The sequence below is a fragment of the Caldimonas brevitalea genome (genome assembly GCF_001017435.1).
GTDB lineage: Bacteria > Pseudomonadota > Gammaproteobacteria > Burkholderiales > Burkholderiaceae_C > Caldimonas > Caldimonas brevitalea.
Window position 1 is genome coordinate 541,945 of the sequence record NZ_CP011371.1, and the last position, 24,743, is coordinate 566,687.

At 68.7% G+C, this 24,743-nt stretch carries 24 protein-coding genes and 1 pseudogene; 12 read left to right on the plus strand and 13 right to left on the minus strand.

What is annotated here, in order from left to right; genetic code table 11:
* Position 1: 1 nt before the first annotated feature.
* The 7 genes from AAW51_RS02360 to AAW51_RS02390 all read left to right on the plus strand — a co-directional run bounded on the left by AAW51_RS02360 (position 2) and on the right by AAW51_RS02390 (position 6,339).
* A complete protein-coding gene (locus tag AAW51_RS02360; protein WP_047193333.1) occupies positions 2 to 1,984 on the plus strand; it encodes a branched-chain amino acid ABC transporter ATP-binding protein/permease in 1,983 nt (660 codons plus the stop codon).
* 13 nt (positions 1,985 to 1,997) lie between these two features.
* Positions 1,998 to 2,720: an ABC transporter ATP-binding protein gene (locus AAW51_RS02365; RefSeq protein ID WP_047193334.1), complete on the plus strand. Its 723-nt coding sequence runs from the start codon at positions 1,998 to 2,000 to the stop codon at positions 2,718 to 2,720.
* Positions 2,720 to 3,484 carry a (Fe-S)-binding protein gene (locus AAW51_RS02370; RefSeq protein ID WP_047193335.1) on the plus strand — a complete coding sequence of 255 codons (765 nt, stop codon included), beginning with the start codon at positions 2,720 to 2,722 and terminating at the stop codon, positions 3,482 to 3,484. The genes AAW51_RS02365 and AAW51_RS02370 overlap by 1 nt, the downstream gene beginning before the upstream one ends.
* Positions 3,484 to 4,908 (plus strand): LutB/LldF family L-lactate oxidation iron-sulfur protein, encoded by a 1,425-nt coding sequence (locus AAW51_RS02375; RefSeq protein ID WP_047193336.1) that lies wholly within the window; start codon positions 3,484 to 3,486, stop codon positions 4,906 to 4,908. Before AAW51_RS02370 ends, AAW51_RS02375 begins: the two co-directional genes overlap by 1 nt.
* Positions 4,905 to 5,555, plus strand: coding sequence for a LutC/YkgG family protein (locus AAW51_RS02380; RefSeq protein WP_047193337.1), 651 nt, complete (start codon positions 4,905 to 4,907; stop codon positions 5,553 to 5,555). Before AAW51_RS02375 ends, AAW51_RS02380 begins: the two co-directional genes overlap by 4 nt.
* 98 nt (positions 5,556 to 5,653) lie before the next feature.
* Positions 5,654 to 5,866, plus strand: a complete 213-nt coding sequence (locus AAW51_RS02385; protein WP_047193338.1) for a DUF3606 domain-containing protein — start codon at positions 5,654 to 5,656, stop codon at positions 5,864 to 5,866.
* 86 nt (positions 5,867 to 5,952) lie between these two features.
* Complete coding sequence (locus AAW51_RS02390) at positions 5,953 to 6,339, plus strand: DUF488 domain-containing protein (protein WP_047193339.1); 387 nt, start codon at positions 5,953 to 5,955, stop codon at positions 6,337 to 6,339.
* Between the two features lie 75 nt (positions 6,340 to 6,414).
* Here the strand turns inward: AAW51_RS02390 and AAW51_RS02395 are convergent, their stop codons facing one another.
* Both AAW51_RS02395 and AAW51_RS02400 read right to left on the minus strand, forming a co-directional pair.
* Entirely contained in the window at positions 6,415 to 7,278 is an 864-nt protein-coding gene (locus AAW51_RS02395; protein WP_169787969.1) for a PEP-CTERM sorting domain-containing protein, read from the minus strand.
* Positions 7,279 to 7,551: 273 nt separating this feature from the next.
* Positions 7,552 to 8,781 (minus strand): DUF1996 domain-containing protein, encoded by a 1,230-nt coding sequence (locus AAW51_RS02400; protein ID WP_238947739.1) that lies wholly within the window; start codon positions 8,779 to 8,781, stop codon positions 7,552 to 7,554.
* Between the two features lie 142 nt (positions 8,782 to 8,923).
* Here AAW51_RS02400 and AAW51_RS02405 point away from each other — a divergent pair, with 142 nt between their 5' ends.
* Positions 8,924 to 9,322 (plus strand): MerR family transcriptional regulator, encoded by a 399-nt coding sequence (locus AAW51_RS02405; RefSeq protein WP_047193341.1) that lies wholly within the window; start codon positions 8,924 to 8,926, stop codon positions 9,320 to 9,322.
* A gap of 43 nt (positions 9,323 to 9,365) precedes the next feature.
* Here AAW51_RS02405 and AAW51_RS28870 read toward each other — a convergent pair.
* Both AAW51_RS28870 and AAW51_RS02415 read right to left on the minus strand, forming a co-directional pair.
* Positions 9,366 to 9,635: pseudogene (locus tag AAW51_RS28870) on the minus strand (hypothetical protein); the annotation flags it as partial.
* 195 nt (positions 9,636 to 9,830) lie between these two features.
* Complete coding sequence (locus tag AAW51_RS02415) at positions 9,831 to 11,657, minus strand: sensor domain-containing diguanylate cyclase (RefSeq protein ID WP_047193343.1); 1,827 nt, start codon at positions 11,655 to 11,657, stop codon at positions 9,831 to 9,833.
* Between the two features lie 351 nt (positions 11,658 to 12,008).
* Between AAW51_RS02415 and AAW51_RS02420 the strand changes: the two genes are divergently transcribed.
* Positions 12,009 to 14,078, plus strand: a complete 2,070-nt coding sequence (locus AAW51_RS02420; protein ID WP_047193344.1) for a carbon starvation CstA family protein — start codon at positions 12,009 to 12,011, stop codon at positions 14,076 to 14,078.
* Entirely contained in the window at positions 14,075 to 14,296 is a 222-nt protein-coding gene (locus AAW51_RS02425) for a YbdD/YjiX family protein (RefSeq protein WP_047193345.1), read from the plus strand. Before AAW51_RS02420 ends, AAW51_RS02425 begins: the two co-directional genes overlap by 4 nt.
* Here the strand turns inward: AAW51_RS02425 and AAW51_RS02430 are convergent.
* Together AAW51_RS02430 and AAW51_RS02435 are read right to left on the minus strand one after the other, a co-directional pair.
* The gene (locus tag AAW51_RS02430; protein WP_047193346.1) at positions 14,293 to 15,186 is read right to left on the minus strand and encodes an NAD(P)/FAD-dependent oxidoreductase; all 894 of its coding nucleotides are present in this window, start codon (positions 15,184 to 15,186) and stop codon (positions 14,293 to 14,295) included. The genes AAW51_RS02425 and AAW51_RS02430 overlap by 4 nt on opposite strands.
* Positions 15,176 to 15,640, minus strand: a complete 465-nt coding sequence (locus AAW51_RS02435) for an Rrf2 family transcriptional regulator (protein ID WP_047193347.1) — start codon at positions 15,638 to 15,640, stop codon at positions 15,176 to 15,178. Before AAW51_RS02435 ends, AAW51_RS02430 begins: the two co-directional genes overlap by 11 nt.
* Before the next feature lie 186 nt (positions 15,641 to 15,826).
* On the opposite strand from AAW51_RS02435, the gene AAW51_RS02440 reads away from it, so the two are divergent.
* On the plus strand, positions 15,827 to 16,708 hold the full coding sequence (locus tag AAW51_RS02440) for a DMT family transporter (protein ID WP_047193348.1): 882 nt from the start codon (positions 15,827 to 15,829) through the stop codon (positions 16,706 to 16,708).
* Between the two features lie 155 nt (positions 16,709 to 16,863).
* On the opposite strand, the gene AAW51_RS02445 is transcribed toward AAW51_RS02440, so the two are convergent.
* Together AAW51_RS02445 and AAW51_RS02450 are read right to left on the minus strand one after the other, a co-directional pair.
* Positions 16,864 to 18,066, minus strand: coding sequence for an acyltransferase family protein (locus AAW51_RS02445; RefSeq protein WP_047193349.1), 1,203 nt, complete (start codon positions 18,064 to 18,066; stop codon positions 16,864 to 16,866).
* 638 nt (positions 18,067 to 18,704) lie between these two features.
* A complete protein-coding gene (locus AAW51_RS02450; RefSeq protein ID WP_047193350.1) occupies positions 18,705 to 19,127 on the minus strand; it encodes a PaaI family thioesterase in 423 nt (140 codons plus the stop codon).
* A gap of 182 nt (positions 19,128 to 19,309) precedes the next feature.
* Here AAW51_RS02450 and AAW51_RS28875 point away from each other — a divergent pair, with 182 nt between their 5' ends.
* The gene (locus AAW51_RS28875) at positions 19,310 to 19,510 is read left to right on the plus strand and encodes a PEP-CTERM sorting domain-containing protein (RefSeq protein WP_083438017.1); all 201 of its coding nucleotides are present in this window, start codon (positions 19,310 to 19,312) and stop codon (positions 19,508 to 19,510) included.
* Positions 19,511 to 19,626: 116 nt separating this feature from the next.
* Here the strand turns inward: AAW51_RS28875 and AAW51_RS02455 are convergent, their stop codons facing one another.
* From AAW51_RS02455 to AAW51_RS02475, 5 genes are read right to left on the minus strand one after another with little or no spacing between them, the layout of a single operon-like run.
* Positions 19,627 to 20,457: a heme ABC transporter ATP-binding protein gene (locus AAW51_RS02455; RefSeq protein WP_047193351.1), complete on the minus strand. Its 831-nt coding sequence runs from the start codon at positions 20,455 to 20,457 to the stop codon at positions 19,627 to 19,629.
* A complete protein-coding gene (locus AAW51_RS02460; RefSeq protein ID WP_047193352.1) occupies positions 20,457 to 21,479 on the minus strand; it encodes a FecCD family ABC transporter permease in 1,023 nt (340 codons plus the stop codon). Before AAW51_RS02460 ends, AAW51_RS02455 begins: the two co-directional genes overlap by 1 nt.
* 10 nt (positions 21,480 to 21,489) lie before the next feature.
* Positions 21,490 to 22,332: a heme/hemin ABC transporter substrate-binding protein gene (locus tag AAW51_RS02465; protein ID WP_047193353.1), complete on the minus strand. Its 843-nt coding sequence runs from the start codon at positions 22,330 to 22,332 to the stop codon at positions 21,490 to 21,492.
* A 17-nt stretch (positions 22,333 to 22,349) separates the two neighbouring features.
* Positions 22,350 to 23,396, minus strand: coding sequence for a hemin-degrading factor (locus AAW51_RS02470; protein WP_047193354.1), 1,047 nt, complete (start codon positions 23,394 to 23,396; stop codon positions 22,350 to 22,352).
* Positions 23,397 to 23,424: 28 nt separating this feature from the next.
* Positions 23,425 to 24,729 (minus strand): HmuY family protein, encoded by a 1,305-nt coding sequence (locus AAW51_RS02475; RefSeq protein ID WP_047193355.1) that lies wholly within the window; start codon positions 24,727 to 24,729, stop codon positions 23,425 to 23,427.
* Positions 24,730 to 24,743 lie beyond the last annotated feature (14 nt).

Below are 24,743 nucleotides of genomic sequence, written 5' to 3' on the forward strand. Positions count from 1 at the left end.
CATGAAACATCTGTCCACCCGCACGCTGCTCGGCGGCCTGGCACTGGCCGCGCTGGCGGCCTTCCCCGTGGCCGTCCCCAATCCCTACTATTTGCACCTGGCGATGGTGATCGCCATCTACGCCATCGTGCTGTTCGGCCTGGACATCGTGGTCGGCTACACCGGCGAGGTCTCGCTGGGCCATGCCGGCCTGTTCGGCATCGGCGCCTATGCGGGCGGCGTGTTGTTCGCCAAGCTGGGGCTGCCGTTCTGGCTCGCGCTGCCCGGGGCGATCGTGTTGACCGCCGGCTGCGGCGCCTTGCTCGCCCTGCCGGCACTGCGCGTCACCGGCCCCTACCTGGCGATGGTCACGCTGGCATTCGGCACCATCGTGCAGATCCTGCTCAACGAGATGGAATGGCTCACGCAGGGCCCGCAGGGCCTGCCGGTGCCCAAGCCCAGCTGGTTCGGCCACCGCATGGGCCAGCTGGAGTACTACTACCTGGTGATCGGTCTGGCGCTGCTGGCCGGGGTGGTCGTGCACCGGCTGCTCAACTCGCACATCGGGCGCGCCTTCGAGGCCCTGCGCGGCAGCCCGGTGGCTTGCGACTGCATGGGCGTTTCGGTCTACCGCAACAAGGTGCTGGCCTTCGTCATCAGCGCGGCCTTCGCGGGGCTGGCGGGGGCGCTGTTCGCATGTTCGGAGGAATACATCGCGCCGGCCACCTTCAACTTCGAGCTGACGATACTGTTCCTGCTCGCGCTCACGCTGGGCGGGCGCAAGACCCGCACCGGCCCGGTGATCGGCGCCGCCATCGTGGTGCTGCTGCCCAACCTGTTGTCGGACGTGGTGCTGTTCCGCGGGTTGACGGTGGCCCTTGCGGCGGCCGTGGGGCTGTATGCCGGCCAAGCGCTGCTGCGCCGCCGCGCCAGCCTGCCGCAGCTTGCGGCGCCGCTGGCCGGGCTGCTTGCCTTCGTGGTGTTCGCCTTCGCGCTGGAAGACATCGCCGAGCACCGCCTGACGATCTTCGGCCTGCTGATCCTCTCGGTCGTCTACTACCTGCCGGACGGCATCATGGGCCCGGTGCGAGCCCTGATCCGGCGTTGGAGCCCGGCCGCTGTGTCCGTGCGTCGCGCCGGCGGCGCGCCCCGCAGCACGGTGGCGGTGGTGCCGCGGGCGGCCGCGAAGGGCACAGGCAGCGGGGCGCCGCTGCTCGAGGCCCGTGGCGTGCTGATGCAGTTCGGCGGCCTGAAGGCGCTCAACGAGGTCGACCTGTTGGTCGCGCCCGGCGTCGTGCACGGTCTGATTGGGCCCAACGGCTCGGGCAAGAGCACGATGATGAACGTGCTGACGGGCCTCTACGCGCCGACCCGCGGCAGCGTCAGTTTCGAGGGGCACCCCCTGGCCGGTTGCAGTCCGTCGGAGATCGCACTGGCCGGCATCGCACGCACCTTCCAGAACGTGCAGCTGTTCGGCGAGATGACGGCGCTGGAGAACGTGCTGGTCGGCCTGCACCACACCTCGCGCGCCACGCTGCTCGACGTGGTGCTGCGCAGCCGCCGCTGGCGCGAGGAAGAGCGCGGCGCACGCGCCCGTGCCGCGGCGCTGCTCGACTTCGTGGGCCTGGCTGGGCTGGAGGCCGAGGAGGCCCGCAACCTGCCATACGGCCAGATGCGGCTGCTGGAGATCGCCCGCGCGCTGGCGCTGGCACCGCGGGTGTTGCTGCTGGACGAGCCGGCTGCGGGCCTGCCGCCGGCCGAGCTGCCGCAGCTGGTCGCGATGATCCGCAAGATCCGCGACCTCGGCATCGCCGTGATCCTGATCGAGCACCACATGGATGTCGTGATGAGCCTATGCGACCGCGTCACGGTGCTCGATTTCGGCCAGAAGATCGCCGAGGGGGCGCCCGCCGAGGTGCAGCGGCATCCCAAGGTGATCGAAGCCTACCTTGGTGCGACGGCCCACGAGCCGCCCGCCGCCGTCCCGCAATCCGCGATCGCCTAGGAGGGGAAGTGTCATGCTGAAGATCGACAACCTGCGTGCCGGCTACGGCGGCACCGACGTGCTGCACGGCATCTCGCTGGACGTGCCGCAAGGCCGGGTGGTGAGCCTGATCGGCTCCAACGGCGCCGGCAAGACGACCACCATGCGCGCCATCTCCGGCATGGTCAAGCCGCGGGCCGGCTCGGTGCGGCTCAACGGGGTGGACGTGGCCGGCCTCGACGCCTACCGCGTCGCACGGCTGGGCCTCGCGCACTCGCCCGAGGGCCGACGGGTGTTCCCGACCTTGACGGTGGCCGACAACCTGCTGCTCGGCGCCTTCCCGCGACTCACCGGCAGCCGGCCGCGCGGCGACGTGCAGGGCGACCTGGCGCGTGCGATGGAGCTGTTCCCGCGGTTGATGGAGCGGCGCTTGCAACTGGCCGGCACGCTCTCGGGTGGTGAGCAGCAGATGCTCGCGATGGCGCGTGCCGTGATGCTCGACCCCGACGTGGTGCTGCTCGACGAACCGTCGATGGGCCTCGCGCCGGTGCTGGTCGACGAAGTGTTCCGCATCATCCGCCGGCTGCGCGAGCGCGGCACCACGATGCTGCTGGTCGAGCAGTTCGCCGCTGCCGCGCTCGAGGTCAGCGACTACGCCTACGTGCTCGAGAACGGGCGCATCGCGGTGCACGGCCCGGCCGAGCAGCTGAAACACGACCCGGCCGTACGGGCCGCCTACCTCGGGGGGGTGCACTGATGGAGCCGCTACGTGTGGGACTGTTCGTCACCTGCCTGGCCAACATGATGCGGCCGTCGGTGGCCTTTGCCGCCGCGAAGCTGCTGACCGCCGCCGGCTGCCGCGTCGAGGTGCCGGAGCGCCAGGTCTGCTGCGGGCAGCCGGCCCTCAACAGCGGCGCGCGCGGCGAGGCGCGATCGATCGCCAAGCAGGTGATCGAGGCCTTCGAAGACCATCAGCATGTCGTCGGCCCCTCGGGCTCCTGCATGGCAACGCTGCGCCACGCCTACCCGACGCTGTTCGCCGACGACCCGGTGTGGGGGCCTCGCGCCCAGCGCCTGGCGGCACGCAGCTGGGAGCTGACCAGCTTCCTCACCGAGGTGGTCGGCATGACCGATGTGCCGGCCCACCTGGCCGCCACCGTCACCTACCACGACAGCTGCTCCGGGCTGCGGGAGCTGGGCGTGAAGCGCCAGCCGCGCGAGCTGCTGCGTTCGGTGGAGGGGCTGCGCCTGGCCGAGATCAAGGACGCCGAGGTGTGTTGCGGTTTCGGCGGCGCCTTCTGCATCAAGTACCCAGAGATCTCCGGCAAGATGGCCGACGACAAGATCGGGTGCATCGAGGCCAGCGGTGCCGAGGTGCTGCTCGGCGGCGACCTCGGCTGTTTGCTGCACCTGGCCGGGCGGCTGAAGCGGCGGGGCTCGCCGGTGCGTGTCTACCACGTGGCCGAAGTGCTCGCCGGGATGGCGGACGCGCCCGGCATCGGTGACCCGGGGGCGGCGTGATGCAGCCCGCCAGCCAGCACTTCAAGCAGCGCGCCCGCATCGCGCTGAAGGACATCAGCCTGCAGTCGGCCCTCGGCAAGCTCGGCGAGGAGGGCTTCGTCGCCAAGCGGGCGCAGGTGGTCGCCGCGACGCCCGATTTCGAGGCCCTGCGCGAGGAGGGCCGGCGCATCAAGGACGAGGTGCTGCAGCACCTGGACGTCTATCTGGAACGCTATCAGCAGGCCGTCGAGCACAGCGGTGGTGTGGTGCACTGGGCGCGCGACGCCGCTGAGGCGCGTGAGATCGTGCTGAGGATCTGCCGGCGCGTCGGCGCCAAGTCGGTGGTGCGCGGCAAGTCCATGGTGGGCGAGGAGATCGGCCTGCCGGGGGCGCTGGAGGCGGCCGGGATGGAGGTGGTCGAGACCGACCTCGGCGAGTACATCGTGCAGCTGGCGGACGAGCCGCCCAGCCACATCATCGCGCCGGCCATCCACAAGACGCGCGCCGAAGTGAGCGAACTGTTTCGCGCCGCCCACGAGAAGCTGGGCTTGCACGGGCCACGCGAGGAGGTCGCCGACCTGGTCGACGAAGCCCGGCAGGTGCTGCGCGGCAAGTTCTTCGCGGCCGACGTCGGCATCACCGGCGCCAACTTCCTGGTGGCGGAAACCGGCTCCGGCCTGATCGTCACCAATGAAGGCAACGGCGACCTGTCGGCCACCTTGCCGCGCGTGCACATCGTGACGGCCGGCATCGAACGTGTCGTGCCGACGCTGGACGATGCGAGCACCTTGCTGCGGCTGTTGGCCCGCAGCGCCACGGGCCAGGCCTGCGAGACCTACACCTCGCTGCACACCGGCCCGCGCTGGCCGGGCGAGACCGACGGCCCCGAGGAATACCACGTGGTGCTGGTCGACAACGGCCGATCGCGCATGCTGGCCGGCGAGTTCCGCGAGATGCTGCGCTGCATACGCTGCGGCGCGTGCATGAACCACTGCCCGGTCTACGGCGCGGTCGGCGGGCATGCCTATGGCTGGGTCTACCCCGGGCCGATGGGGGCGGTGCTGACGCCGCTGTTCGTCGGCCTGGACCAGGCGCGGGACCTGCCCAATGCCTGCACCTTGAACGGCCGCTGCCGCGAGGTGTGCCCGGTCAAGATCCCGCTCAACGACCTGCTGAGCAAGCTCAGGACGCAGCAGTTCGAGCAGGGCGTCGCACCGTGGACCATCCGCTGGGGTGTCAAGGCATGGGCCCGCCTGGCCCGGCACCCGCGGCTGTACCACCTGCTGACGCGCGTCGCGGCCTGGGGCCTGCGCCGGCTCGGCCGCGGGCGAGGGCGGTTGCGCTCGCTGCCGCTGGCCGGCGGCTGGACCGGCGTGCGGGACCTGCCGGTGCCGCAGGGCGAGACGTTCATGCAGGCGTGGAAGCAGCAGGAGGGGAGGGGATGAAGGACACACGCAGTCTGGTGCTGAACAACATCCGCGCGGCGCTCGGTCGCGGCGAGTTGACCGGCAGCGCCGCAGCCCGGGTCGGCGTGCGCAGTGCACCCCCGCGGTCGGTGCCGACGCCCGCCGGCACGGCGGAGGTGGTCGAGCAGTTCGTCGCGCGCGCGACGGCGCTGTCGATGACGCTGGAGCGGGTGGCGTGCCGGGACGACGTGCCGGGCGCCGTGGCGGCTTATCTCGCCGCGCGCCGGCTGGCGCCACACATCGTCGTGGCGGCACCGCTCGCACCCTGCGAGTGGCCCGCCTCGCTGACCGTGCGTGTCGGTCCGGCCCGGCAGCACGACGCGGTCGGGGTGACACCGTGCTTTGCGGCGATCGCCGAGACCGGCAGCCTGGTGCTGCTGTCCTCGGCCGGGACACCGACCAGCCTGAACTTCGTGCCCGACGACCACATCGTCGTGCTCGGCCGGGCGCAGATCGTCGCCCGCCAGGAGGAGGTGTGGACACGGCTGCGCAGCAAGCCGATGCCGCGTGCGGTGAACATCGTCTCGGGGCCGTCGCGGACCGCCGACGTCGAGCAGGTGGTGCAACTGGGTGTGCATGGGCCGCGGCGGGTACACGTGGTGTTGGTGGAGCAGGGCGTCGGCTGAACCTCAGCGTGCGTGCGATCCCTGCACCACGGTGTCATGCGCCGCCGGCCGGTGGAGGAACGAGACTTGCAACGCAGCAGGGGCAACAGGAGAACACGATGGGCACGACACCCGGTGCAGCGGCGAGCGACCCGCGCTCGCAGGAACAAGTCGACGTGAGTGACAAGGCGGCCCTCGACCGGTGGTGCCAGGCCTTGGGCGTGACGGACGAAGCCTTGGTCCAAGCCGTGAAGGCGGTGGGGCCGCGGCTGGACAAGATCAAGGACTACCTGGGCGCGGGCGGCATGGCCGGTGATCAAGCCGACGCCTGAGCGGCGTGGGTTCCTGCAAGGACACTAGCAGTTGCCGAGGACGCCGGCGGCACCGCATCGTCGTATGTTTGCAGCAGGGAGGCCCGATGGCGATTCGAGTGGTCAGACTGGGAAGCGAACGTGCGGAGGACGAAGGCCTCCGGATCGGCACGGTGCGTCGGCCGCCGCGCGGCGTTCCCAAGGCCGAGTTCTCGTCGCAGAACTGGTACGACGTGTGGTTTCCCAACCTTGCACCGAGCGCCGAGACGGTCAAGCTCGCCCTGCGTGCCGAAACCGCGGAGCAATGGGCGCTGTTCGTCAAGCGTTACCGCACCGAGATGGCCACGCCGGAGAACAGCCACGCCATCGAGCTGCTGGCTGCCTTGTCGCACCAGACCCACTTTTCGCTCGGCTGCTACTGCGAGGACGAGTCGCGCTGTCACCGATCAGTGCTGCGGGCGCTGTTGGCCGACAAGGGCGCGCTGTTCGTCTGACCTGCCGGGCGCCTCCACCCCTCTGGGAGGGGAGGCACCTGCTCAGCGTTGGTGCCAGCCGCGCGGCTCGCGGCGTCAGGCCGCCGAGTTGCGTCGGCGGCGTGCGTACCAGCCCAGCCCGACCAGCCCGCCGGCCATGAGGGCATAGGTCGAAGGTTCGGGAACGGGCGGCAGGGGCTCGGCGGCGGCGGCCGAGACGACCGCCTTCGATGTCAACTCGGTGGTGAGGCTTTCGCTGCCGCTCTCGATGTTGATGGAGAGGGTGCGACTCAGCGACAGGAAGTCCTGCCCCGGCTCCAGCACACCGTGCAGGGAGTCCTCCGGCCCTGCAGCGCCCCAAGTGGGGCCTTGCCACAGGGATGTTGTCGCCGACATGCCCAGGTCACCCCAGGACCCGTCTTCCCGCAGCGCGATGTTGGCGTCCAACGAGATACTGAGGCGGGTGTTGGCCTTCAGTGTCAGGTCGAGCTGCCTGTAAGCCACGGCGAGCAGATTTCCCATCGCGTTGATGTCGACCTTGGCGTAGCCCGAAGCATCGGCGATCGGCCCGGCCTCGACCCTCGCCGAAGCCGTCATGTTGCCGTCCGCCTGGGAGTGGGTCAGGGTCACGGGCTCCTGCGACGTGAGGCCAGGGCCGCCGGCACCCTCCCAGGAGGGCCGCTCCCAATAGGGGGTGATGACCGAGTCGAGGAAGATGCTGCTGCTCTCGGCCAGGCTGTACCCGGCCTCGACACCGTCGTTGAGATTGGTGTCGATGACGCTGATGGTGAACTTGCCCCAGCTGGCCTGCGCGGTCGTCGCGGCTGTCGCCGGTGCCACCAGCGCTGCGCTGAGGGCGGCGGCCAGCCCGAGGCCTTGCACCAAACGGCGCGCCCCGCGGGGCCGATGAAGTCGATGTTGAAGTCCGGTCCGCAGACCGGCAACAGAAAAAGATCGCACGAGTAAGCTCCTGAAATTAATGGGTCGATGTGCCAGGCGTCGCCCATGCGCCAGGCCTCGACGACGGTCCGCAGTTCAGAGGTGAACCACTTGACCGGGAGCTGGCACGAGCGGCAGGGTGCCGCCGAAGCGCTTGGAGTATCGGGAGCAACTCGAGCGAGCTGTGCAAACTTCTGCAACCGCGATGCGGGTCCGCAACAGTGGGAGGCGACCGGTCGCTTCAGTGCCGCACCCGCCACGGACACCAACAGCCGCCCCCCGCTCAGCAACAACTCACATCATTCGCCCGTCGCCCAGCAGGTGCGAGTGGCAGTCCAGCCCAGGCTGCACACAATGGCGAATCCAGGTGTCCATGATGTCCGGCTTCCAGCCGTTCCACCAGTCGGCGTGCGCCGAGTAGCCGCCGGGCTTGGACGGGTCGTACATGTCCGAGCTGAGCCGCCAGCGCAACGGTGCGCCCGCTTCTGTGACCATGTAGCGGATGTTGAAGGTGATCACCGGCAGCGCCACCGGGTGGGTGGCCGGGCAGCTGCCATTGGCATATGCCACGTGGCTCTTGTGATCGGCGGAGTCGAGGTTGCGGCCGTCCCAACACTGCGGGAAGTCGATCTCCAGCCACAGTTCCGAGCCCGCCGGACAGTTCGGAATCGACTGCGAATACATCGGGTCCACGCCGTCGCCCACGCACTTGTAGCGATGTGGCCCCTGCGGCCCGTCGTTCTGCGCATTGCCGGCGATCATGCGCAGGCCTTGCGGGATGGCGTTGATGTTGCGCGGCGGCACGCCGTAGTAACCGCTCTTGTAATAGAAGTTGCTGTCCATCGGCTTGAGCGGGCGCCCTTCGCGGGTGTCGATCATCGCCGGCACCCAGTAGGCCGAGCGGTTGACCGTGCCGCCGCGGCAGGTGGAGTTGCCGCTGTAGGCGATGCTGTCGGCCGTCGAATGGGCATTGACGCCGGTGTTGCCGAAGAACACGTGCAAGTGCGAGCGCCCCGGCTGCCCGGGGTAGACGAGGGGATCGTCGTAGGCCATGTGGCTGAACTCACAGACGGTGCGGAAGGCGCCGACATCCGAGGCGGCGGGCCGTTCGCTGGTCGGATAGAGCCTGTCCTCGGCGATGCCGGCCGAACCGGTGGGGATCAAGGCGTCGTTGATCGTCGGCCCATGGCCTGCATGCGGATTGGGCGCAGGTGGCGGCGTGCCCGGCGACGCCCGGTTGACTTCACATACCTTGCCGACGCCGACGAGCGGGTCGCGGCCGAACACCTCGTTGCTGCAGCGCTGCGTGCCGGAGACCGTCTTGTAGACCCAGGACCCGTTGTTGCCGTAGCGCACCTGCTGACTTCCCGTCACCGTGAAACTCGCGCCTTCATAGGCGACCCGCGCCCATTGCGCTTGTGCCGTCGCCGATGAGGGTGCTGACATCGCGGCCGAGAAGATCAGCGACAGCGCCATGCCGTGCCATGCGCCAAGCGCGCTGTTGCCTGTCTCCTGTTGTTGCATATCTGAAACTCCCATTGTTAGATTCGTCACCGTCGCCTTGACGGTCCTTTGCCGCCCGTCTGGAGCGGCTCCCAAAACCGGGACCAGCCTCGGTAGACTGGAATCTAGAACCTCAAGTAACTTGAGATGCAAGGGGAGGAAGATGAAAACGCTGGAACCTGCAGCAACGGTGACGATCGGCGTATTGGCGGCGCGCACCGGTGTGAACGTGCCGACCATCCGCTACTACGAGGAAATTGGCCTGATGCCGCCGGCACAGCGGCGGCCGAGCGGGCACCGCGTGTACGGTCCGGCGGCCGAGGAGTTGCTGACCTTCATCCGCAGCTGCCGCGACTTCGGCTTGCCGATCGAGCACGTGCGAGCGTTGCTGTCCTTGTCGCACAGCCCCGAGCGCGATTGCGATGAGGCGCGCGGCATCGCCGAGCGGCACCTGGACGAGGTGCGGCGCAAGCTGGACGAACTTCGGACCCTTGAACGCCGACTGGCCGAATACGTCGCGTCTTGCAACGTGGCCTGCACCGACGGCCTTGTGCCGGCGTGACGGTCTTCACGAGGGAGTCGGCGGCATGGCGCCGCCGAGCGCTTCAGGATGGGATCGCTGTCGAGAGACTCGCGGCCCGGCTGGGCATTGAGCAGAGCCGCTGCTCGACCAGCCGGACCCAGAACGTGGCCCCGAACGGAATCAGCGCGTCGTTGAAATCGTAGGACGCCCCATGCAGGGCGCAGGGACCGGCGCCGTGACCTTCCATGCGATGGTCTTTGTCACCCTGCCCCTCGCCATTGCCGACCCAGAAGTAACAGCCCGGTTTGACCTTGAGGTAGTAACCGAAGTCTTCGCCCCCCATCGTGGGTTCGCACTCGCGCACCTGGAAACGATGAGCGGCGCGAAGGCAATGCTCCAAGACGGCCTGTTCGACACGTCGGCCGGAGACGCAGGTTGCGTACAGCCCTTTGATTTGAGCGCCGAGGAGGGTGGCGAGAGGCTGCCTTAGGCCTGGGGGGTCAGGCCGCTGTCGAATCGAAACTGCCGGCGCCGGCGGCGCAAACCCTCACGACCCGGTTCGGGGCTGCGACGCGGCGGCCACGCGCACCTGGTTGCGCCCTTGGTGCTTGGCCTCGTAGAGCGCGGCGTCGGCGGTCGCGACCAACTGCTCACCCGTCTCGTCCAGATCGGCGAGGATGGCCACGCCGATGCTGGCCGTCAGCGGGACTTGGACGCCCTCATGCGCCACCAGGAGTTGCTCGATCGCGGCGCGGATGCGCTCGCCCAGGTGCTGGGCGCCCGCCGCGTCGGTCTGCGGCAGCAGCACCGCAAATTCCTCTCCGCCATAGCGGGCCACCTCGTCACCCGGCCGGAACAGCGACCCGGCAATGGTCTGCGCCACGGCTCGTAGGCAAGCGTCGCCGGCGAGGTGGCCGTGGCGGTCGTTGACGGCCTTGAAGTGGTCGATGTCGATCAGCAGCAGCGACAGCGGCAGCTTGCTGCGTCCGGCGACCTTCAGCTGGACGTGCAGCTGTTCGTCGAAGTACTTGCGATTTTTCACACCGGTAAGACCGTCCAGCACGTTGAGCTTCTGCAACTCGTTGTTGGCGTCCGACAGGTGGCGCAGCGCCTCGTCCAGCTCTTGCGTGCGCTGCTGCACCCGCTGCTCGAGCTGCGCGGTGGCCTCGACCTGGATGCGTTGGTTCTGCTGCTCCAGCACCTTCATCCGGTACGCCAGCGCGAAAGACAACAGCAGGGCTTCCAGGGCGGAGCCGATCTGCATGCTGTACTCGGTGATGAAGACGTTGGGCAGCAGGTTGACCGTCTTCAGCGGGTAGAGGGCCAGGCCGAGCAGTAGCGTGCTCCACCCGAGCATGAAGAAGCGCGCCTGCTCCACGCCGCGGGTCATGCTGACGAAGCCGATCACGGCCATCGTGATCGACATCACGAAGGCGTTGACCGTCGTCAGCTTGATCATGACGCTGTAGGGCATGAACAGGGACACGAAGGCCAGGACCGTGGCGATGCGTGCGTACCACGCGGCGAAGCGGTCGACTCGAGGCTGGTGCTTGGGCAGGTTCAGGAAGGAGCGTGCGAAGCTGGCTGCGCCTGCCCAGGCGAGCAGCATGCTGAAGGGCACCACCGCCCGCCCCCAACGCGGCCACTCCGGCCACAGGTATTCGAAGGCCAGGCCGTTGAGGGACATCTGGAACACGAGGAAGCCTGTGATGTACTGCACATAGTGCAGGTAGCTGATGTCCCGCATCGACAGATACACCAGGGCGTTGAACAGCAGCATCGCCGCCAACAGCCCATAGTAGAAGCCGAAGGCGACCTGCTCGTCGCGGTCCTTGAGCGTCAGGGTGTCGGGCGTCCACAGCATCAGCGGCAGCTGCAGCGAGCTGTCGGTTTCGACCCGCCAGTAGAGGTCGAGCCCCTGCCCGGCAGCCAGGTCCAGTGGATAGACGAGATTGCGATGCCGCATCGGCCGCTGGTGGAACGGGAACAGACGGCCGGCCTCCGACGAGGTGAGCGCGACACCGTCCCGCAGGGCATAAAAACGCACCTTGTCCAGCAGGGGGTACTGCGCTTCCAGCAGCCAACGTGTGGTCTGCGCATATCGGTTTTCCACCCTCAGGTGGAACCAGTAGGCCGATTTGGTGAAGCCGAAGTTCGGCACCGCCTGTTCGCTGGGGCGGAAGCTGCCCGCACGCGCCAGCACGTCGGCGAGGGCCAGCGTGCCGTTGGGGTCTTCCAGGTAGGAGAGATGCCGGCCAACGGGGTTGCCGATGCCCGAGCGGTCCAGGTGCAGCGCCGGTGCGGAAGCACCGTAGGCGCCGCCGCTGGCAAGCAGCCATAGGGCAAGCAAACGGTAGAAGAAGAATCGCATCATGCTGGTAAGCCAGGTCAAGAGTCGTCGGCGCCGACGACTTCGGCGGCGCGCTTGCCTGAGGTCCAGCATGCCCTCGCAAACTTGTGCTCTATCGTCGAATGGCTCATGGGCACGGCGGCCGTCCTCCCGGAGCCTCTAGCGTAAACCGCGGTCCCGCCTCCCCGTCGCCCGAAAAGCGGGGATATTGCGTCCTAAAAGCGTGCGAGGGCGAGGGCTCAAACGCCAGCCGAGCGGAACCGCGGGCTCCGCCGAGCCGCAGCCCGGGTACAGGCACGCCGCCTGCTGTACAGCCCGTGGCTCCTCGGGCGTCAGACCACGGCGGCCCGCCCGGCGAGGGGTAAGGGCTGCACGATGAATACCTTTCTACGTCACCTTTTGTGGGTCCTGGTCGCCTTGCTCGGCGCCGTGGCCTTCGGTGTGGTCGCGCTCCACGGGGGCGAGACCATCGGCGCCTTGTGGATCGTGATCGCGGCGGTCTGCACCTATCTGATCGCCTATCGCTATTACAGCCTCTTCCTGGCTCGCCGCGTGGCCGGGCTGGACCCCGATCGGCGCACGCCCGCCTGGCGTCACAACGACGGACTCGACTACGTCCCGACCAACCGCTGGGTGCTGTATGGCCACCACTTTGCCGCCATCGCCGGCGCCGGGCCGCTGGTGGGTCCGGTGCTCGCCGCGCAGATGGGCTATCTGCCGGGCATGCTGTGGATCCTGATCGGCGTGGTCTTCGCGGGGGCCGTGCAGGACTTCATGGTGCTGTTCGTGTCGACGCGCCGGGATGGCCGCTCGCTCGGCGACCTGATCCAGCAGGAGATGGGGCGAGTGCCGGGACTGGTCGCGCTGTTCGGCGCCTTCATGATCATGATCATCATCCTGGCCGTCCTGGCGTTGATCGTGGTGAAGGCGCTCGCCGATTCGCCCTGGGGCAGCTTCACGGTGGGCATGACCATCCCGATCGCGTTGTTCATGGGCATCTACCTGCGTTTCCTGCGCCCGGGGCGCATCGGCGAAGTGTCGGTGATCGGTTTTGTGCTGCTGATGCTGGCGATCTGGGCGGGTGGCCGCGTGAGCGTCATGCCGGAGTGGGCGCCGCTGTTCACGTTCGACGGCGTGACGCTCACCTGGATGCTGATCGGCTACGGTTTCATTGCCGCCACCTTGCCGGTGTGGCTGCTGCTCGCGCCGCGCGACTACCTCTCGACCTTTCTGAAGATCGGCACCATCGTCGCGCTGGCGATCGGCATTGCTTTCGTCGCGCCGCCGCTGCGCATGCCGGCGCTGACCCAGTTCGCCGCGGGCGGTGGGCCGGTCTGGTCGGGCGCGCTGTTTCCCTTCCTGTTCATCACGATCGCTTGCGGTGCGGTCTCGGGCTTCCACGCGCTGATCGCGTCGGGCACCACGCCGAAGATGCTGGAGAACGAGCAGCACGCCCGGCTGATCGGCTATGGCGGCATGCTGGCCGAGTCGTTTGTGGCCATCATGGCGCTGGCGGCCGCTTGCGTCATCGACCCGGGCGTGTACTTCGCGATGAACAGCCCGCCAGCCTTGGTGGGCACCAACGCCGCCCAGGTCGCGCAGACCTTGTCGAGCTGGGGTTTCGTCGTCACCCCGGAGCTGCTCGAGCAGACCGCCCGCGACGTCGGCGAATCCACCATTCTTGCGCGCGCCGGTGGGGCGCCGACCTTGGCGGTCGGCATGGCGCACATCCTGCATCAGGCGGTTGGTGGCAAGGCGATGATGGCCTTCTGGTACCACTTCGCGATCCTGTTCGAAGCGCTGTTCATCCTGACCGCGGTGGACGCAGGCACCCGCTCGGGCCGCTTCATGCTGCAGGACCTGCTCGGCAGTTTCGTGCCGGCGCTCAAGCGCACCGAGTCGCTCGGCGCCAACCTGTTCGCCACGGCCTTGTGCGTGGCCGCCTGGGGCTACTTTCTCTACCAAGGGGTGGTGGACCCGTTGGGCGGCATCAACACCTTGTGGCCGTTGTTCGGCATCTCGAATCAGATGCTGGCGGCAGTGGCGCTGGTGCTGTCGAGCGTGGTGCTGTTCAAGATGAAACGGCAGCGTTATGCCTGGGTGACCCTGCTGCCGGCGGGCTGGTTGCTGGCCTGCACCCTCACCGCCGGCACCCAGAAGCTGTTCTCGCCGGACCCGGCGATCGGCTTCCTGGCGCATGCGCAGCGGTACGCCGACGCGCTGGCCCAAGGCCAGCTGCTCGCACCCGCGAAGACCGTGGAGGCGATGGAGCGTATCGTCTTCAACGACCGCATCGATGCGGCGCTGTGCGCCCTGTTCATGCTGGTCGTGCTGTGCGTGGCCGGGTACGGTATCCGCTCGATGCGCCTGGCGCTGGCGGCCGCCCACCCCACCGTGCATGAATCGCCGTTCGAGACCTTTGCACCCCGGGAGACGGTGGCATGAAGGCGCTCGATCTGCAACTGCTGGCCGGCCAGGTGAGCGAGGCGGGCCGCTACCTGGGGCAGACCTTCCGCCTGATGGTGGGCCAGCCCGATTACGACACCTATGTGGCCCACATGCGGCAGCGGCATCCCGGGCGGCCGGTGATGAGCCGGACCGCGTTTTTCCGGGAGCGGGAGGCGGCGCGATATGGAGGGAAGGGGGGCGGACGGTGCTGCTAGAACACCAGCGACTGATGCAGTGCCGTGCCCGCCGTGACGCCGTCGGCGCTGGCCCACGTCACGCTGTGGGCGCCGCGCGTGATGTCGCCCGCCGCATAGACACCCGACACGGTCGTCATCTTGCTTGCATCGGTTCGAATGATGCGGCCCAGCAGGCCCTCGTCCATCTCACAACCCAGTTGGTGCGCGATGGTGCTGTTGAGCCGGGTGCGAGCGCCGAGATAGAGCGCATGCAAAGCCGGCGTTCTGCCATCGGCCAGTTCGATCGACGACAGCCGAGCGCCGTCGCCATGCAGGGCCCGCACCGGCGCCGGTTCGATGTGAACGCCACGCTGGTGTAGTTGGGCCAGCGACGCCTCGTCGGGGGCGGCAGCGCCGTTCAGGTACAGCGTCGTGGGCCCCCATTCGGCGATCAGCATCGCCTGATGGATCGACAGGGACGAGGCATGCAGCACGCCCAATGGCTGTCCGCTGAACTCGTAGCCATGACAGTAAGGACAATGGAGCACGCTCCGGCCCCAGCGTTCGACGAGCCCCGGAAGGCTGGGAAGCTCGTCCGAGATGCCGAAGGCGAGGACCAGCCTGGTGCTTTCGAGCACGTCGCCGGACGACAGCGTGACCGAAAATCCGGCGCCCGCCTTGGACGCGCTGATCGCCTCCCCTTGGACCCAGCTCGCCGTCGGGTAGGCCAGGACTTGCGAACGCGCGGTGCTGAGCAGGACCCCCGGCTCACTGCCGTCCCGGCTGAAGAAGCCATGGGAGCGTTCGGCGTCGCGGTTGCGAGGCGACCCCGTGTCGATGATGCAGACCGATCGGCGCGCTCGCGCGAGATAGATCGCGGCCGACAATCCCGCAAAGCTGCCGCCGATGATGATGGCGTCATGACGCATGAGCGTGCTCCAGAGTTTGGGTGGCGCCACAGGTCACGAGGCGCTGGTGAAAGTCGGCGCTCAGTGCTGCCAGCGTCACCTGGCCCAGGCGCAAAAGCAGCCGCGCCTCTGCCTCCTGAAGTGCCTGGTCGAGCGCGGCGTTCACGGCCTGCTCGACGAGGCAAGCGGGTGTTTCGGACCGATGGCCGATCGCCAGCAGCGAGGGGCAACCGAGCGCGGTGTAGATGTCGCGCAGCGTCACCTCTGCCAGGTTGCATGCCAAGGTCCAACCGCCGCCATGCCCCTTTTCCGAGCGGACATACCCGTGGTCACGCAGGCCGGCCATGATGCGCCGGATCACGACCGGGTGGGTGCCCATCGCCTTCGCCAGCACCTCGGACGTCGCCGGGCCGCCCTGCTCGGCCATGTGCAGAAGAACGTGGAGGACACCTGACAAACGACTGTCTTGTTTCATGCAACTCATTATGTTGCATGAGAGGAAAACCGACCGACCCGCAAGGGGATGGCGTCGCTCACCCGAGGCGAGGTGTGAGGGTGTGCCTGCCCATTGGCTCCCCTAGAATGCGTTGCGGTTTCACGGCAGCGGCCGGCCGCCTGTCACACGCCTCCGACCGACAGCGTTTGGCGAGCGCTCATTCCGATGACCTTTCTCGCGCTTGGACTCATCCTTCTCTCGGCCGTGCTCCACGCGGTGTGGAACCTGCTCGTCAAGAAGGCCAGCAGCGCCCCGCACTTCATCCTGCTCGGTACTCTGCTCGTCAGTCTGCTCTGGGGGCCGGTTGCCATGTGCTTCCACGGTGACGAGGTCTCGACACTGGGCTTGCCGCAATGGGGCGTTCTGCTGGCCAGTGCGCTGATCAACCTCGTCTATCTGAGGACCTTGATGCGGGGCTACGCAGCGTCGGACTTGAGCGTGGTCTATCCGGTGGCGCGCGGCAGCGCACCCTTGTTGGTCACCGTCGCGGCAGTCGTCGTCCTGGGCGAGCGGTTGTCGCTGATGAGCGCGTTGGGCGGCTTGACGATCGTCGTCGGTGTGTTTTTGATCGCCGGCGGCCCGAGGCTCTGGAAAGGCAGCGGCGCTGCCGACCGGAAGAACACTGCGGCGCGTGGCATCGCGTGGGGCATGGGGGTCGGCACCTGCGTCGCGTCCTACACCGTCGTCGACGCTTATGCCATCACCGTGCTGCACGTGCCGCCCCTGCTGGTGATGTATTTCGCCTGCGTGCTGCGACTTCCGTTCCTGCTGCCGTTTGCCTTGCGCGACGTCGAGGGGCTGACACGATCGCTGCGGTCGCACTGGCGTGCCGGGCTCGCCTTTGCCATGTTGGCGCCGCTGACGTACGTCCTGGTGCTGAACGCAGTCAAGCTCGCGCCTCTGAGCCAGGTGGCGCCGGCGCGAGAAGTGTCCATGCTCTTTGCGGCGCTCTTGGGAGGACGTCTGCTGGGCGAAGCCGACAGCGCGCTGCGGCTCGTCGGAGCGGGTTGCATCGCCACCGGCGTGGTGGTGCTGGCCATGGCATGAACCCGGCAAGCCAACACGACCCACTCACCCGCGACCCATGCTCTTTGTTTGCTCATCTCACCGATGGCAGAGCCTCGTCGGCGCCTCTGTGAGCGGATCAGCGACGCGAGTCCCGATGGCTGCACTGCCGTCACCCTGTGATAGCGTCCCCCGCCCTACGCGCCGGCGGCTGGCTGCGGGGCCGTCTTGCCACCCTTCGACCCACCCTCCGCAGGCTTGCCGTCGAGCAGCCGGCCGACGAAGGTGTGCCGCACCAGCCACTGATAGCTGAGCAGGCAGGCCAGCGACGTCGCAGCGATGTTGAGGCTCAGTTTCGCGACGGCCGGCAGCGGAGCGCCATAGAGCAGCACGCCGAAGCCGACGGTACCCAGCATGTGGACCAGGTAGACCCAATACGAACTCTGCGCCAGGTAGCCGAGCACGGCGTTTTGTCGAGGCACCCACCGCAGGAAGGCGCCGATCAGCGCGAAGCTCCACAGCCAGCTTGCGCTGTTGTAGACGAAGGCGACCGCCAGGTGCAGGCCCTGCGGTGGATTGGAGGCCTGTTGCACGCTGCCCAGCAACAGCGTCGCGACGAAGCACAGCAGGCCGGCGGCGGTGTAGGCAAAGACGTGCCGGCGGTAGTGCTCGAACGCCTCGTCCTGATAGCGGTACAGGCAATGGCCGAAGACAAAGAACAGGCCGTTGTGCAGCCACTCAGCCCAGGGCGGCATGAAGGAGCCGTCGGGCGTCACGATGCCGTTCTTGTAGCCCGCGCCGGCAAGCACGAGCGGCAACGCCAGCACCAGGGCGCCCCACCAGGCGGTCCCGAGGCGCCTGAACAGGCCGGAGAGGGCCGCCGGCAGCGACTGCGGCAGGGCCGGGCTCCACCGGGCCCATAGTGCGCTCAACACACTGAACCAGATCAGCAGGTAGAGGAACCACAGGTGCATCGTGCGCAGCCGCGAGCCGCCTCCCGGCGGTGGCGGCATCAGCGCGGGGTCCAGGCCGAGCGTCCCGCGCGCCATCAGGTGCACGAACACCATCATCAGGACCACCATGCCGACGAACAGCGGCGGCCAGAACACCGCGAACGGAAGCGCCAGACGCCGGAGCCGTTGCTTCAACATGCTGGCCGGGCCCCGCCGCTGGAGCAGCATGGCGGCAAAGTACCCGGCCAGGATGAAGAACACCGGCATCCTGAAGGTGTGGATGAAGACCAGCAGGAGATCGGCGAGCAAGGTCGTCTCTCGGTCCCGCCAGGGCAGCGTCGACTCGCCGACCATGTGATTCACCGAGACATGCAGCACGATGCCGAGCCACATCATGCAAGCCCGCAGGTTGTCCAGCGCGTGCAGACGGGGAAGAGCCTGATTCATTTTTGATGTAACTCCCTAACAGGAACAGCAAACGGTACGGCCTCACGCTGCGTGAGGGTCAAGGACTGCGCCCCTGGCAGGACACCTTGCGCCGTATATCTTGGACATCAGCCGACGGTCGGGTCGACCTCGCCCAGGAGGCCATCGTCGGCTGACGCGCGAGCTGGGCCCGGAAAGGACCGGCATCCAATGGAATGGAAGCCCTCACTGCTGCGGCACCAGACCACGTATCAACATCGGAGCGCCTTCGCTCTGCGAGCTGCTTTCTTTGGCTTGGCGGTCCAAGGCCGTTGTGAGGCCGACGCACGTTGCGTTCTGGGACGACCTGTCCGGCACGGCGGTCGCGGCGAACGAGGCCAAGCAATGGCCACTGCGGTGCGGCGTGTTGGGCGACTATCTGCCGCAGGGGTTCTGGCGGCAGCAACTGTTCGCGTTCCTCTCGTCGGGCGCGAGACGAGGGAATGAGCGAGGCGGTTGATCCGGCTTTGGCAGGGGGAGGTCGAACCGGAGTGCAGCGGGGTCGCGGCTGCTGAACCGAGTGTGCCGAGCGCCTTCGGCCCGGGCTTGCATCCCGGACACGGGTGGCACCTCTGGTTGCGGCCACACTGCAAAGAGGCCGCTGAGCGGGGCGGTACCGGCTACGACGAACGGAGCAGGGCGACCGCGGTACCCGATGCCACCAGGTTCTCGCCTTGGTACAACTCGCCGGACAGGTGGCACACCTTGCCGCCGCGCCGTACCACGCGCCCCACCCCTCGTATCAACCCCACCGAAGCCGGTTGCAGGTAGTTCACGTTCAGCGACAGCGTGGGCGCGAACTCTCCGGCCTTCAAGGTCGCGGCCAGCGCCGGGCCCATCGTGTCGTCGAGCATGGCGGCCAGAAAACCGCCTTGGATCTTGCCGGCTGGATTGGTGAACGGAAGCCCCGCGCGGAATTCTGTCTCGATGGTGCCTGCCTCGGGATCGACGCTGACGACGCGTCCGCACAAGGTTTTCACGGCTTCCGGTGTGGGAACCTCGCCGTTCTGGATCTGCCAAAAGAAGCCTGATCTGTCACTCATGGAAGTCCTTGTCGAAGGGATGGAACAGGCGGCGACGCCAGCGACTGCAGATGCTGGAGGAAACGTTTGGTCGGTCCTCGGTGCCGACGCGCCGACCCCTCTACAGTTTGACGACTTTCGTGCCAGCCAGGTAGTCGCCCACGCGTCGTCGCTGCGAACCCACCAGGGTCACGCAGTCGAGAGTGCGAAGCGCACTGAACCCGGCGCGGTACACCTTGGTGCCCATCGTCGGTGACACCTGCGTCGACCTGCAGGTCACGGCCGTCCCAGAACCTGAAACGCTGGGACTGCTGGCCGTCGGCCTGCTCGGCTTGCAGGGGGTGGTGGCGCGGCGGCGTGGCGACAGGGGGAGGCGGTCCAGAGACGCTGGGCAAGACGCCTGACAGCGCCGTGCGATCCGGCCCGGATGCCGTCCTTGCCGACCAGCGCCTTGGTCCACTGAACCTCGAAACCCTCGGGCACGCGCAGCTGGTGGTCCACCCCCTCCTGCAGAGGGAGGCTACCCGAGCGTTCGCGCCACCGCCGGTGCTGCGGCCGCCGGGCCGCTGGCGAACAACACCAGCGGCACCTCGCGGAGCCCGGGATGCTCGACGACCCGTGCCGGCAGGCCATACACCTGCTCCAGCGTCGCTTCGGTGAGCACATGGGCGGGCGGGCCCGAGGCCACCGTTCGTCCGCCAGACAGCAGCAGCAAACGGTCGCACCACCGTGCTGCCAGGTTGACGTCGTGCAGCACCGTCAGCACCGCGCAGCCGTGTTGTCGTGCGAGCGATGCGGCGGCCGCCATCAGCTGCCACTGGTGCAGGGGGTCGAGGCTGGCGGTCGGTTCGTCGAGCAGCAGCGTCTGGCCTGCGCCGGTGGCCTGCCCGGCGAGCACCTGCAACAGCACTCGGGCGAACTGCACACGCTGCTGTTCGCCACCCGACAGCTGCAGGTAGCGCCGCTCGGTGAAGGGTGTGCCCTCGACCGTCGCGAGGGCCTGTGCGCAGAGCCGCCGCACCTCCGCAGGCGACAACGACGGATGGGGATAGGCACCCATCGCCACCACCTCGGCCACTTGAAGATCGAAGGCCAGGGTCGGCGTTTGCGGCAGGACCGCCCGGCGGCGTGCCAGCTGCACCGGTGACCACGCCGGCAAGGGCCGACCGTCCAGCGTCACGCGGCCGGCACAGGGCTGCAGTTCCCCGGCGAGACAGGCCAGCAAGGACGACTTGCCGGCGCCATTGGCGCCGAGCACGCCGACCACCTCGCCCGCCTTCAGCGCCAGGTCGACCTGGGACAGCACCTGTCGCGGGCCGCGCGCGCAGCCCAGGCCTTGTGCGACCAGCATCAGCTTCGCCTCCTCGCGAGCAACGCCATCAGAAAGGGCCCGCCCACCAGGCTGGTGACCACGCCGATGGGCAGCTCGGCCGGCGCCGCGACGACGCGCGCCACCCAATCGGCCACCGTCAGGGCCAGCGCGCCGGCGATCAGCGAGAACGGCAACAGCCAGCGGTGGTCGGCGCCGGCGATCAGGCGCACCAGATGCGGCACCACCAGGCCGACAAACGCGATGGTGCCGGCCACGGCCACCAGGGGGCCGACCAGCAGCGCTGTCAAGACGATCATGCGGCGCCGCAGGGCCGCCACGGCAAAGCCGAGATGGGCCGCCTCGCGCTCGCCGAGCAGCAGCGCGTTCATCGCGCGCCATTCGCGCAGCAGCAGCGCAGACCACAGCACCGTCCACGGCAGCAGCCAGGCGAGCAAGGGCCAGCGCGCCGCGGCCAGGCTGCCGAGGTTCCAGAAGGTGATGTTGCGCAGTTGCACGTCGTCGGCCTGATAGGTGAACAGGCCGATGAGGCTGCCGCAGAGGGCGTTGACCGCCACCCCGGCCAGCACCAGCCCGGCCGGGTCTGTGCGGTGGGCCCCCAGACGCCACGCCAGGGCGGTCGCCGTCAAGCTGCCCGCGAACGCGGCCGGCGCCACCGAGACCAGGCTCTGGGCGCCGAGCACGATGGCCGCCACGGCGCCGCAAGCGCCGCCCAGCGAGACCCCGATCAGCCCGGGTTCGGCCAAAGGGTTGCGGAACAAGGCCTGCATCGCCACGCCGCAGACGGCCAGCGCCGCACCGGCGGCGACGGCGAACAGCACACGTGGCAGCCGCACCTCGAGCAGCAGGGCGCGCCACAAGGTTTCGTCGGTGGTCGGCGGTGTGGTGGGCCGCCAGCGCAGCAGCAGCTGCAGCGCGGGCAGGTCGACCGCGCCGCTTGTCAGCGAGGCGGCGCACAGGCCGGCCAGCAGCAAGAGAGCCAGCAGCAGGGCTGCCGGCCTGGACGGCAGCGCGGCCCCCTGCAGGCGAAAAAATCGGCTCATCGCGGAGGCCTCAAGGCTGCGCCAGGCCGGCCTGCAACTGCCGCAGCGCCTGCGGCAGGCGAGGCCCGAAGCCGAGCAACAGGAGTTCGTCCATCACGACGATGCGCCGCGCGCGTGCGGCGGGCGTCAGCGCCACGCCCGGCTGGCTCGCAAACCCCTCGAGGCCGCCGGCGGCCGCCACCGATGAGGCGGTGGTGACGATCGCCTCCGGCCGTAGCGCCGCCACCGCTTCCGGTGCCACAGGCTTGTAGCTGTGCTGAGCGGCAAAGACGTTCTCGGCCCCGGCCAACCGCAACATGGCGTCGGCCGCGGTGCCACTGCCCGCCGCCTGCAGCCGCCCCGTGTGGCTGCTGAGCAGCAGCACCCGCAGGGCAGCGCGCGGTGGCGGCGTGGCACGCAGGCGGGCGACCTGCTGCCGCAGGTCTTCGGCCAGGGCCCGCCCTGCCGCCTCACGCTGCAGCGCCACCGCCACGCCCATCACACGCTGGGCCAGCGCATCGAGGGTCGGTGCGGACGGCAACACCACCACCCGCATGCCCAGCCGCTGCAACTGCTGCAGCGACTCTCGCGGCCCGGCCTGATCGGAGGCGAGCACGAGGTCGGGCCGGAGGCTGGCCACGCCTTCCACCGAGAAGCTGCGGTAGTACCCGACCTGCGGCAGTTGCCGGGCGGACTCGGGATAGACGCTGGAACGGTCCGTCCCGACCAACAGGCTGCCGGCCCCCAGCGCATGCACGATCTCGGTCACCCCACCACCGAGGCTGACCACCCGCGCGCCGGGCGCGGCCGTGGCCGCACCCACCCCACCGGCGAGCAAGACGGCCAGCACGGCTCTTCTTCGAACAGGCTGCATGACGGCGTCTCCTCGTGTCACGACGCCAGCCGATGCGGGCACAGGCCGGCCATCAGGTCGCGCCAGGCGGGCAGCTCCCGGTGTCCGGGCTTGCGTTCGCCGAAGCACTGCAGCATCAAGCTGCCGGCACGGTCGTAGACCTCCAGCGACGTCACCCAGCCGTCGCGGGTCGGCTTGTTGACCACCCAGCGGGCGGCGATCGCTTCGGTGTTGAGGTGCAGGTTGAAGTCCGGGTCCAGCACATTGAACCAGGGCCCGGTGCGCAGCAGGCGCTGCACGGGGCCCGAGTGGATCTGCACCACACCGCGGTTGGCCACGAAACACATGATGCGCAGAGCCGAGGTCGCCGCCGCCTGCAGCACACGCTCGGCGGTGTCGGTCGGTACCGGTTGGGCCAGGTCGGGGCCCACGGCGCGCAGGGCCGCGAGCCGGGTCAGCTTGAACCTTTTGAGCATCGGAAAGAACTCGTGCGTGTCTTGCAGCGCCAGCCAGTCGGCGCGCAAGGCCGCGGGGTCGTCCGCTTCGGTGGCCGCGTCGGGTGCGACGGGCGGCTGCAACTGCAACGGTGGGGGATGCGCCGAGGCATGACGCGCGACGAGGGTCGCCCAGGCCTGCGCGTCGGTCGCCTCGGTCCGATACACCTTGTGCACCGCGGTGCCGCTGTGGTCGAAGAACTGCAGGCTGTACCGGCCCTGCTCGACCACGGCGTAGGCCGAGGCCCAGTGGTCGAAGAACAGCCGCAGGTCGATGTCGGGCCCGAGCACCAGCCCCATGTGTCCCTCGGCTCGGATGTCTTCGTAGCGACCGTGTCGCTCGTGCACGCAACCGTCGTTGCGTGTCAACGCCATCACGCGGCCCAGCGTGCCCAGCGCCTGCACCAGCGGTTGCGGCGGCAGGGCCAGCGCGACCGCCTCGACCCCGCATCCGGCCGCCACCAGTTCGGCCTCGCTCACCCCCAGGCGTCGGGCGCGGTCGCGGATGCGCAAGCCGGGCTCGGCCGCCTGCAGCGCCTGATGGCGTTGTCGCAGGGTTGCATCGGGCTCGTTCTGAACGGTCATTTTCATGTCGTTCCTTCGTGTGGGCAGCAGGTGTTCACGGTGCGGGTTGGACGTCGAAGTGCACGGTCCAGGTCTGCGCGCTCGCCGCATCGGCCGGGTCGGCGTAGCGGATCTCCTGCAACTGCAGTCGGGCGTAGGTGTCGCCCTCGCCGCCGCGCACCAGTGCGCCCCGCTCGGGTGTCGCCTTGACCAGATGGGCCACCGGCGGCAGACCGGCAGCGGCGGCGGCGGCCGTGGTCGGGTAGTACGTCCACCAGCCGTAGTCCAGTGCTTCCGGATAGCGGCCCCGATAGGGCTGGTTGAGTCGTGATGCCAAGGTGTCGCGCACCCAGGCCGAGGCCGAGGCGGGCTGCGCGGCCAGGTCGGCCGTGGTCAGATCGGCGAGAGTCGCTTCCACATTGCCTGCCGACCGGAACTTCGCGGCCACCGGTGCGCCCTGGCTGTCATAGAAGCCGGCCGGGGTCTGCGCGAGGAAACCGCCGACCTGGCCGGGGCCGGAGCTGCCGCCGTTGAGCTTGACGTTGTAGCGGTTGAAGGCGATGTGCCAGGTGCCCGTCTCGCTGCTGACGGTGCCGCTGCCGAGGTCGAAGTACACCCATCCCGAGCGGGCGTCCACGGTGGCCGCACGCACCGTCCCCGGCGCACGCCGGTCGACCCAGCGGAACGAGGGGTAGCCGGAGGTGGTGCCGCCGCTGCCGCCGTAGTAGCCGATCAGCTGCAGCGCAAACACCGGGTGGGCCTCGGTGCCGGTGGTGTCGGGGCTGCGGCTGTCGGTGGTCAGCAGGAAGACTCGGAAGTTGGGATACAGCCGGTGATCCGTGCTGCCCCCCACGCCGTACTCGAATGCGGCCGACTGGATGCCGTTGCTGCCGGTGAACACGCTGTGCGCCGCGTCGGCTGCATAGACGCTGTCCGGCATCGCGCCGTTCACCGGGTCGGTGGTGGCGTTCTGCCACGCTTGCAGCGCCGACCAGCTGTGATCGAAAGGCCCGCCGAAGGCGCCGCCCGCGCCGTTGCCGCTGCTGCCGCTGTTGGTCCACAGCGTCGCGCCGCGCCCGCTGCTGGTGACCTTCAGGTCCCAGGCCTTGCCGCTGCAGTCCGCCACGTCGGTTTTCGTGTTGAAGTCATAACACAGCGAGCTGCCGGCCGGCGGCAGCGTGAAGGTCCAGCTCGCCTGCTGGGTGAACGCCGCCGGGCCGCTCTGCCCGGGTGGGTTGGACGGCGCGCCGCCGTTGTCGTCGGCCTCGTTGTCACCGCTTCCGCCGCCGCCGCCACCGCAGGCGGTAAGGGCCAGGGTCACGGTCAGGGCGAGCAGCGCCGCTGCGGTAGGAGGTCGCATGTCGGGTCTCCGGG

Excerpts from the sequence above, each read along its gene's own strand:
- AAW51_RS02390 (WP_047193339.1), top strand. The coding sequence starts at position 5,953 with ATGGCGATTCGAGTGGTCAGACTGGGAAGCGAACGTGCGGAGGACGAA.
- AAW51_RS02420 (WP_047193344.1), top strand. The coding sequence starts at position 12,009 with ATGAATACCTTTCTACGTCACCTTTTGTGGGTCCTGGTCGCCTTGCTC.
- AAW51_RS02435 (WP_047193347.1), bottom strand. The coding sequence starts at position 15,640 with ATGAAACAAGACAGTCGTTTGTCAGGTGTCCTCCACGTTCTTCTGCAC.
- AAW51_RS02465 (WP_047193353.1), bottom strand. The coding sequence starts at position 22,332 with ATGCAGCCTGTTCGAAGAAGAGCCGTGCTGGCCGTCTTGCTCGCCGGT.
- AAW51_RS02415 (WP_047193343.1), bottom strand. The coding sequence starts at position 11,657 with ATGATGCGATTCTTCTTCTACCGTTTGCTTGCCCTATGGCTGCTTGCC.
- AAW51_RS02460 (WP_047193352.1), bottom strand. The coding sequence starts at position 21,479 with ATGAGCCGATTTTTTCGCCTGCAGGGGGCCGCGCTGCCGTCCAGGCCG.
- AAW51_RS02365 (WP_047193334.1), top strand. The coding sequence starts at position 1,998 with ATGCTGAAGATCGACAACCTGCGTGCCGGCTACGGCGGCACCGACGTG.
- AAW51_RS02370 (WP_047193335.1), top strand. The coding sequence starts at position 2,720 with ATGGAGCCGCTACGTGTGGGACTGTTCGTCACCTGCCTGGCCAACATG.
- AAW51_RS02385 (WP_047193338.1), top strand. The coding sequence starts at position 5,654 with ATGGGCACGACACCCGGTGCAGCGGCGAGCGACCCGCGCTCGCAGGAA.
- AAW51_RS02425 (WP_047193345.1), top strand. The coding sequence starts at position 14,075 with ATGAAGGCGCTCGATCTGCAACTGCTGGCCGGCCAGGTGAGCGAGGCG.
- AAW51_RS02380 (WP_047193337.1), top strand. The coding sequence starts at position 4,905 with ATGAAGGACACACGCAGTCTGGTGCTGAACAACATCCGCGCGGCGCTC.
- AAW51_RS02405 (WP_047193341.1), top strand. The coding sequence starts at position 8,924 with ATGAAAACGCTGGAACCTGCAGCAACGGTGACGATCGGCGTATTGGCG.
- AAW51_RS02360 (WP_047193333.1), top strand. The coding sequence starts at position 2 with ATGAAACATCTGTCCACCCGCACGCTGCTCGGCGGCCTGGCACTGGCC.
- AAW51_RS02430 (WP_047193346.1), bottom strand. The coding sequence starts at position 15,186 with ATGCGTCATGACGCCATCATCATCGGCGGCAGCTTTGCGGGATTGTCG.
- AAW51_RS02475 (WP_047193355.1), bottom strand. The coding sequence starts at position 24,729 with ATGCGACCTCCTACCGCAGCGGCGCTGCTCGCCCTGACCGTGACCCTG.
- AAW51_RS02455 (WP_047193351.1), bottom strand. The coding sequence starts at position 20,457 with ATGCTGGTCGCACAAGGCCTGGGCTGCGCGCGCGGCCCGCGACAGGTG.
- AAW51_RS02400 (WP_238947739.1), bottom strand. The coding sequence starts at position 8,781 with ATGCAACAACAGGAGACAGGCAACAGCGCGCTTGGCGCATGGCACGGC.
- AAW51_RS02375 (WP_047193336.1), top strand. The coding sequence starts at position 3,484 with ATGCAGCCCGCCAGCCAGCACTTCAAGCAGCGCGCCCGCATCGCGCTG.
- AAW51_RS02450 (WP_047193350.1), bottom strand. The coding sequence starts at position 19,127 with ATGAGTGACAGATCAGGCTTCTTTTGGCAGATCCAGAACGGCGAGGTT.
- AAW51_RS02440 (WP_047193348.1), top strand. The coding sequence starts at position 15,827 with ATGACCTTTCTCGCGCTTGGACTCATCCTTCTCTCGGCCGTGCTCCAC.
- AAW51_RS02445 (WP_047193349.1), bottom strand. The coding sequence starts at position 18,066 with ATGAATCAGGCTCTTCCCCGTCTGCACGCGCTGGACAACCTGCGGGCT.
- AAW51_RS02470 (WP_047193354.1), bottom strand. The coding sequence starts at position 23,396 with ATGAAAATGACCGTTCAGAACGAGCCCGATGCAACCCTGCGACAACGC.